Raw genomic sequence first — 7311 nt, 5'->3', positions numbered from 1 at the left:
TCGATCACGAAGAGCATCATGCCGATGCCGCAGAACATATGCGCAGAGAGTCCCCGCCGCTCGAACGCTTTGGCCAGAAGGCCGAAGCTGACGCAACCGGCCATCATCGCGATGCCGAGTTCCGACACCAAGGCCGCCGCCTCGGCCGTCGGCAGCGCGGAGACATCGCGCAAATAGGCGCCGACCCACAGCGACTGCGCCGCGTAAAACACGCCCTGCGTCGTGGTCGAGAAACATGCCGTCTTCCAGAACGGCGCGCTGCTGAGGATCTGCCAGGTTCCGGCGAACTGGTTGCGCAGGCCGCCCTGCGGCGGGCTGTTCGATTCCGGCACGCCGACCCACTGGACTGCGGCCACGCCGACGGTGACGGCGGCCAGCCCGAAACAGATCTCCCGCCATCCCGTCTGCGTCAGCAGCCAGGCCAGCGGCGAGCCGACGACCACGCCGCCGAGACCGCCGATCGCCATGGTGAGTCCGTTCAGCAGCGGCAGCCGCCGCGCCGGGAAATGCAGCGCCAGCGCCTTGAACGCGCCGCCGAGACAGGTCGAGACGCCGACCCCGATCATCAGGCGGCCGAGCATCATCGTGCCGAGATTCGGCGCGGCGCCGAACACCGCGATGCCCGCCGCCGCGAGCAGCAGCAGGCCGGCATTGACCCGCCGCGGCCCGTACCAGTCCAGCAGCACGCCGGCCGGGATCTGCGCTGCGGCGAAGCCGAGGAAGTACAGGCTGGTGAGCAGGCCGAGATCGGCGGCGGACAGCCCGAGATCATGGGTGATGAATGGCGCGAAGCCGATGTTCAGGCCGCGGAACACGTAGGAGACGAAATAGCCGAACGCGAACAACGCAAAGACGCGCATACGGGCTGAAACCAGCATCAAGACCCTCACTTACCGGCGCATGGTCGGGCCCATCGATCGGCCCGGACAGCCGGAGGTGCGAATTGACCGGTTGCCACGAGACGGCGTGATATGCTGCGATACCAGGAATGACAATCCAGTCGCGAGGGAAGGTGCCTTTCGTGAACCAAGAGGAAGGGCCCTCCGTGCAGGATAAGATGACGGGCGCGACAGGCCATCCGACCGGCCCGCACGATGTGGGCGGCCATCCCGGGCCGACGATGCTCAAGGACGAGCATCAACACGTGCTGTGGGAGCGTCGCGTCGACGCGATGATGATGCTGCTGACGCATCCGTCGCGCAAGCTGCTCATCCTTGACGAACTCCGGCGCAACGTCGAAGCGCTGGGACCGGGCGCCTACGAGACGATGGGCTATTACGAGCGCTGGATCGCGGCGATCACCGCCGCGATGATCGATCGCGGCGTGGTGTCGAGCGACGAACTCGGTCGCAAGATGGCCGAGGTCGAGGCGCGCGGGCTGGACCGCCCATGACCGCCGGGGGGAAGCCGCTGCGGGAGTTTGCGCCGGGCGAAAAAGTCGTGGTGCGCCGCGCCTGGCCGCCGGGCCACGTCCGCACGCCGGCCTATATCCGCGGCCACGTCGGCGTGGTCGAGCGCCGCCTCGGCCCGTTTCCCAACCCCGAGGAGCTTGCCTTCCGGCGCTCGGGCCTGCCGGCCACGGCACTGTATCGCGTGCGGTTTCGCCAGGCCGAAATCTGGCCGGATTACGCCGGACCGCCGAACGACACGATCGAGATCGAAATCTACCGGACCTGGCTGGAGTTGGCCTGAGGGCCCCTCAAAAACAGGCGCGGCAAATCATCCGTGTTCACGAAAATGACAAACCAAACTGGCGTCCGCGCGTTGCGCGTAGGCCAACCCTTGGATAAACAACAGAAAAAAAGTCCGAGAAAACAAACATAGAGGAAACGCAGTGCCCACAACGACCCGTCTCCGCACGCCCTTTGCGCTCTGTCTGCTGTCCGTCGGCCTGATCGCCGGCTCCCCCGCGATGGTGGCGGCCCAGGCCCCGGCGCCCAAAGCCGCCACTCCTGCCGCCGCGCCTTCAGCCCCTGCGACCCCGGCGCCGGATGCCGACGTGAAGAAGGCGCAGGCCGACATGGCCAGCGAAGACCCGACGAAGATCGTCGAAAAGCCCGATGCGGCCACCACCAAGGAGAGCTCCGATCCCGCCGTCGGCAAGCAGGCCAACGGGATGTGGGTCAATAAAGACGGCAATCCGACCCCGCATATCGCCAAGGACGGCACGCTCGACTGGTTCACCTTTTCGGGTTACCGCCGCTACGGCGCCAACTGCCTTGTGTGCCACGGGCCGGACGCGATGGGCTCGAGCTACGCGCCCGCCCTCATCGATTCGCTGAAGCATCTCAGCTATCCCGACTTCCTCGGGACGGTCGCCGCCGGCAAGCAGGATGTCAGCAACTCGTCGAACCTGGTGATGCCGTCGTTCGGCGATAACAAAAACGTCCAGTGCTACATCAACGACATTTACGTCTATATTCGCGCCCGCGCGACGGATCAGCTGGATCGCCAGCGCCCGTCGAAGCATGAAGAGAAGCCGAAGGACTATGCCGACGCCGAGACGGCGTGCCTCGGCTTCTAAACAAACCGCCGAAGAAACCGCGCGCTACAGCACCATCGGGCGGATGGCGCGCGGCCGGCCCTCGAGATCGAGCGCGACGAAGGTGAAGACCGCGCCGGTCACCTTGCGGACGTCTTCGCCGTCGCGCCGCCGTCGCCAGGCCGTCACTTCGAATTGCATCGAGGTGCGGCCGGTAGAAACCAGCATGGCGTAGACGCTGACCTCGTCGCCGACCTTCACCGGCTCGACGAAGACGATCTTGTCGACGGCGATCGTCGCGCAGCGGCCGCGCGCGTGGCGGGCCGCGACGCTGCCCGCGGCAAGATCCATCTGCGACAGCAGCCAGCCGCCAAAAATGTCGCCGGCCGGATTCGTGTCCCCGGGCATCGCGATGGTGCGAATGGCCGGTTCGCTGGTCGGCGGAATATCATTGCTCAAAGCTGGCCTCGCGTCCTATCAAGCGAAAGCTTTGCACGACAATCCGCACGCTGGGAAGGCGAAGGGGAGGCGTGAGGTTGCATCCCAGAGTCGTCGAAACCGCATGACCCCGCTCCCGCTGCCGCTTCTTGTCTGGCTATCGCCGGGCTTTCCCGTCGGCGCCTTCGCATTCTCTCACGGACTCGAATGGGCCGTGGAGTCCGGCGCGGTCCATAACGCGGCGGGTCTGCAGGCCTGGCTTGCGGACCTCGTCGCCCATGGGTCGATCCGCGCCGACGCGACGCTTCTCGCCGCAGCTTGGCGCGCCGTGGATGCTGCCGAAGCCTGCGCGGTCAACGATCTGGCGCTGGCGCTGGCGCCGTCGCGTGAGCGGCGGCTCGAGACCGCTGCCCAGGGCAACGCCTTTCTCGCGGCGGTGGGCCCGGCCTGGCCGGCGCCGGCCATCGCGCATTTCGTCACGGTTTTGGCGGACGGCGACGCCGCCTATCCCGCCGCCATCGGGGTGAGCGCAGCGGCGCATGCCATCCCGCTGCATCCGACGCTCGACGCCTTTACGCTAGCCGCGTGCAGCAATCTGGTGTCGGCGGCGGTCCGCCTCGGGCCGATCGGCCAGACCGAGGCGCAGGCCATCATCGCCGCGCTGTGCCCGGCGCTTGCGCGCCTCGCGGCCTGGGCCGCGACCTCCTCGATCGAGGATTGCGGGACCGCGGCATGGGGCGCAGACATTGCATCGATGCGTCACGAGACGCAGTATTCCCGGCTCTTTCGTTCATGAGTGACAATCGATGACCGCTTCGCCCCATGGCCCGCTCCGCATCGGTATCGGCGGCCCCGTCGGCTCCGGCAAAACCGCGCTGATGGAGCAGATCTGCAAGCGATTCCGCACGCTCTACGACATCGCCGCGATTACCAACGACATCTATACCAAGGAGGATGCGCGTATCCTGACCGAGGCCGGCGCCTTGGACGCCGAGCGGATCATGGGTGTCGAGACCGGCGGCTGTCCGCATACCGCGATCCGCGAGGACGCTTCGATGAATCTCGCCGCGATCAAGACCATGCGGACCAAATTCCCCGCGCTCGATCTCGTGCTCATCGAATCCGGCGGCGACAATCTCGCGGCGACGTTTTCGCCCGAGCTCGCCGATCTCACCATCTATGTCATTGACGTGTCCGGCGGCGAGAAGATCCCGCGCAAGGGCGGCCCCGGCATCACCCGGTCTGACCTGCTGGTGATCAACAAGATGGACCTCGCGCCGCATGTGGGCGCGTCGCTGGAGGTCATGGATCGCGACGCCAAACGGATGCGCGGCGCCAAACCCTTCGTCTTCACCAACATGCGCAGCGGCGAGGGCCTGGAGACGATCCTCGCCTTCATCGAGGCGCAAGGCGGCCTGGTCGGAGGCGCCGCGCTGGCGCAAGCCTGAGCCCTATGACGCCACGTCTGACATTCGCCGTCGCCGATCTGCATGGCCGTTTCGACCTGCTCGAAGCGGCCCTGGCCGCGATCGACACTCACGCCGACGGCGCCGATCACACGGTGGTCTTCCTCGGCGACTATGTCGATCGCGGGCCGGCAAGCGGCCAGATTATCGAACGGTTGCGCGGCGGTCCGCCGTCGGGGTCGACGTGGATCTGCCTCAAGGGCAATCATGAAGACATGATGCTGCAGGCGAGCCGCGATCCGTCGCTGATGCCCTGGTGGCTCGGTAATGGCGGCGACCATACCCTCGCCTCCTACCATCACGCCGGCATCTCGCTCGGCGATCACCTCGCCTGGATCGATCGCCTGCCGCGCCTGCATGTCGATCGCCATCGCGTGTTCGTCCATGCCGGCGTCGACCCCGGCCTGCCGCTCGATGGACAGAACATGAAGATGCTGATGTGGAAGCGCTATCCGAGTGGCTACGCGGAAGGCCACGGCACGTATCACGTGGTCCACGGCCATCATCCCTACGAAGACGGCCCGCGCCGGTTTGCCGGGCGAACCGCCCTCGACACGCTGGCTTGGCGAACAGGCCGGCTTGTCGTCGCGGTATTCGACGATTCGATCGCAGGCGGCCCCGCCGATTTTTTGGAAATTAAACCTATCGCTCGGACCGAATAAGGATTTTTAATCGCCAATTGCGCGTTATGATGGTTTTTCTCGCGCTATGCGCGCTAAAGTCCGAAACGATCGTACAATCAAAACACTGCGCTTTTGCCAGTTGGCGAATTCCTGTCATACTAGCCATATCGCAATATAATTGCACCCGCTTGTCGCGATCTGCGGGCTTATTGGAAGAGTGGCTCCATGAATCTTGTTGCCCGCCAACCTGACGATGTTGTCGACCCGCTCTGTCTCGACAACCAGCTGTGTTTTGCGCTCTACGCCGCGTCGCACGCGATCAAGAAGGCCTATCGCCCTCTCCTCGAGGAGCTTGGCCTGACCTACCCGCAATATCTCATCCTGATTGTCCTCTGGGTCGAGGACGGATTGAAGGTCTCGGATATCGGCCAGCGCCTGCATCTCGATTCCGGCACGCTGACGCCGGTGTTGAAGCGGCTGGAAGGTCTCGGCCTCGTCAGTCGCGTCCGGCGGCTGCAGGACGAGCGCGAGGTCGAGATCTCGCTGACCGCGGAAGGGCGCGCGCTTCGGGACCGCGCCGTTGGCGTGCGCCGCGATATCGTGCATCAGCTCAAGATGTCGGAAGCCGAGATCGCTTCGCTCCGCACCGACCTCAACACGCTCATCGCGACGCTGAACGTCGAGGCCTAAAGCTGTTGAGCCGGAATGTCTGCGGCGCATCCATCGGTCTTCCGGGAGTTGCGGCGGGGGCTGCGGTCTTCCCTCGACCGCATCACGGCGCCTCTGATCGACCTCGCGTTTCCGCCGTCCTGTCTCGCCTGCCGCAAGGCCACTGACGCCTCCAACGCATTATGTCCGGCCTGCTGGAGCGCGATCCGCTTCATTGACCGGCCCTTCTGCGAGCGGCTTGGCACGCCCTTCGCCGTCGATCTCGGGGCCGAAGGCCTGCTCTCGCCGGAAGCGATCGCCAACCCGCCGGTCTACGCCCGCGCCCGGGCCGTCGCCCGCTTCGACGACGGGCCGGCGCGATCGCTGGTTCACCGATTGAAATACGGCGACCGGCTCGAACTGGCACGGACGATGGGCGCCTGGATGGCGCGCGCCGGAGACGAGCTTCTCACCGAGGCGGACGTCCTGATGCCGGTGCCGCTGCACCGCGGGCGCCTGGCGCGCCGGCGCTTCAACCAGGCCGCTCTTCTGGCGCGCACCATTTCGGAGCGCACGGGCGTGCCGATGGAGGCGTTCGCGCTCACCCGCGTCAAACCGACGCCGCCGCAGGTCGGGCTGACGCGCACTCAGCGCGCCGCCAACGTCCAGGGCGCCTTCCGCGTACCCGCCGAGGCCCGCGGCGCGGTCGCCGGCAAGGCCGTGGTGCTGGTCGACGACGTGATGACGTCGGGGGCGACGATCAACGCCGCGTCCCGGGCCGTGCTGCGTGGCGGAGCCAAGCGCGTCGACGTGCTGGTATTCGCCCGGGTCGTCGTCGGCTGACACGTGACATTCGGCACATCGCTTGCCATATGAGCGGTCCACAGAGGAGAGAGCGGATGGCGGCGCAAGAGGTCGTGATCTACACGACGATGTTTTGTCCCTATTGCCAGCGCGCCAAGGCGATCCTGGCCGGCAAGGGCGTGGCATTCCAGGAGATCGCCGTCGACGGCGATCGGTCGGCCCGCCAGGCGATGACGGCGCGCGCCGGCGGCCGCACGAGCGTCCCGCAGATCTTCGTCGGCGAGCAGCACATCGGCGGCTGCGACGATCTCGAGGATCTCGAGGCCGCGGGCGGCTTCGATGCGCTTCTAGTCGAGACCGGCCACGCCGAGACGGTTCGACAAGACGCGCCATGATTCTTTACGCCCTGGCCTGCATCGACGGCCACCGGTTCGAGAGCTGGTTTCGCAATGGTGCGGCCTACGACGAGCAGACGGCGCGCGGGCTGATCGCCTGCCCCATCTGTCATTCCGCTGAAGTGGCCAAGACGATCATGGCCCCGGCCGTCGTGAGCCGCGGCGCGCTCATACCGGTGACGCCGTCGGTGGAAACGCCCGCCGCCGAGACGCCGCTGCTCGACGAGCGCCAGATCGCGGCGCGCAGCTTTCTCAAGGCTGTGCGCGACCGTGTTCTCAGCGAAGGCGAGGATGTCGGCGCAAAATTTTCCGATCAGGCGCGACAGATGCACGACGGCGACATTCCGCACCGCCACATCCATGGCCAGGCCACCGTCGAAGAGGCCCGCGCCCTGATCGAGGACGGCGTCGCGATTCTGCCGCTGCCGATGCTGCCGGAAGAACTCAACTAGCGC

Annotated in this window: 12 protein-coding genes; 10 read left to right on the top strand and 2 right to left on the bottom strand. The window is 66.3% G+C overall.

Annotated elements, in window-relative coordinates; genetic code table 11:
• A partial coding sequence (locus tag GSQ79_RS27720) for an MFS transporter (RefSeq protein WP_174243287.1) occupies positions 1-878 on the bottom strand: 878 nt, incomplete at its 3' end.
• A gap of 143 nt (positions 879-1021) precedes the next feature.
• Between GSQ79_RS27720 and GSQ79_RS30500 the strand changes: the two genes are divergently transcribed.
• From GSQ79_RS30500 to GSQ79_RS27705, 3 genes are all read left to right on the top strand, one after another.
• The gene (locus GSQ79_RS30500; RefSeq protein ID WP_210253240.1) at positions 1022-1393 is read left to right on the top strand and encodes an SH3-like domain-containing protein; all 372 of its coding nucleotides are present in this window, start codon (positions 1022-1024) and stop codon (positions 1391-1393) included.
• Positions 1390-1692 carry an SH3-like domain-containing protein gene (locus GSQ79_RS30495; RefSeq protein ID WP_158811964.1) on the top strand — a complete coding sequence of 101 codons (303 nt, stop codon included), beginning with the start codon at positions 1390-1392 and terminating at the stop codon, positions 1690-1692. The genes GSQ79_RS30500 and GSQ79_RS30495 overlap by 4 nt, the downstream gene beginning before the upstream one ends.
• A gap of 142 nt (positions 1693-1834) precedes the next feature.
• A complete protein-coding gene (locus GSQ79_RS27705) occupies positions 1835-2524 on the top strand; it encodes a c-type cytochrome, methanol metabolism-related (protein ID WP_368669986.1) in 690 nt (229 codons plus the stop codon).
• 24 nt (positions 2525-2548) lie between these two features.
• Here GSQ79_RS27705 and GSQ79_RS27700 read toward each other — a convergent pair whose 3' ends face one another.
• Positions 2549-2890, bottom strand: coding sequence for an acyl-CoA thioesterase (locus GSQ79_RS27700; RefSeq protein WP_158811971.1), 342 nt, complete (start codon positions 2888-2890; stop codon positions 2549-2551).
• A gap of 154 nt (positions 2891-3044) precedes the next feature.
• On the opposite strand from GSQ79_RS27700, the gene GSQ79_RS27695 reads away from it, so the two are divergent.
• The 7 genes from GSQ79_RS27695 to GSQ79_RS27665 all read left to right on the top strand — a co-directional run bounded on the left by GSQ79_RS27695 (position 3045) and on the right by GSQ79_RS27665 (position 7308).
• Positions 3045-3716, top strand: a complete 672-nt coding sequence (locus GSQ79_RS27695; RefSeq protein ID WP_158811963.1) for an urease accessory protein UreF — start codon at positions 3045-3047, stop codon at positions 3714-3716.
• Between the two features lie 10 nt (positions 3717-3726).
• Complete coding sequence (gene ureG / locus GSQ79_RS27690) at positions 3727-4368, top strand: urease accessory protein UreG (RefSeq protein ID WP_158811962.1); 642 nt, start codon at positions 3727-3729, stop codon at positions 4366-4368.
• Positions 4369-4373: 5 nt separating this feature from the next.
• A complete protein-coding gene (locus GSQ79_RS27685; protein WP_158811961.1) occupies positions 4374-5048 on the top strand; it encodes a metallophosphoesterase family protein in 675 nt (224 codons plus the stop codon).
• 186 nt (positions 5049-5234) lie between these two features.
• Positions 5235-5699 carry a MarR family winged helix-turn-helix transcriptional regulator gene (locus GSQ79_RS27680; protein ID WP_158811960.1) on the top strand — a complete coding sequence of 155 codons (465 nt, stop codon included), beginning with the start codon at positions 5235-5237 and terminating at the stop codon, positions 5697-5699.
• Positions 5700-5714: 15 nt separating this feature from the next.
• Positions 5715-6500, top strand: coding sequence for a ComF family protein (locus GSQ79_RS27675; RefSeq protein ID WP_158811959.1), 786 nt, complete (start codon positions 5715-5717; stop codon positions 6498-6500).
• Between the two features lie 56 nt (positions 6501-6556).
• A complete protein-coding gene (gene grxC / locus GSQ79_RS27670) occupies positions 6557-6856 on the top strand; it encodes a glutaredoxin 3 (protein WP_158811958.1) in 300 nt (99 codons plus the stop codon).
• Positions 6853-7308, top strand: coding sequence for a DUF1178 family protein (locus tag GSQ79_RS27665; RefSeq protein WP_158811957.1), 456 nt, complete (start codon positions 6853-6855; stop codon positions 7306-7308). The genes grxC and GSQ79_RS27665 overlap by 4 nt, the downstream gene beginning before the upstream one ends.
• The last annotated feature ends 3 nt before the right edge of the window (positions 7309-7311 follow it).

This window comes from Beijerinckia sp. L45 (assembly GCF_009765775.1).
GTDB lineage: Bacteria > Pseudomonadota > Alphaproteobacteria > Rhizobiales > Beijerinckiaceae > RH-AL1.
Note: the sequence above shows the minus strand (reverse complement) of the source record. Positions and strands in the feature narration are given on the sequence as shown.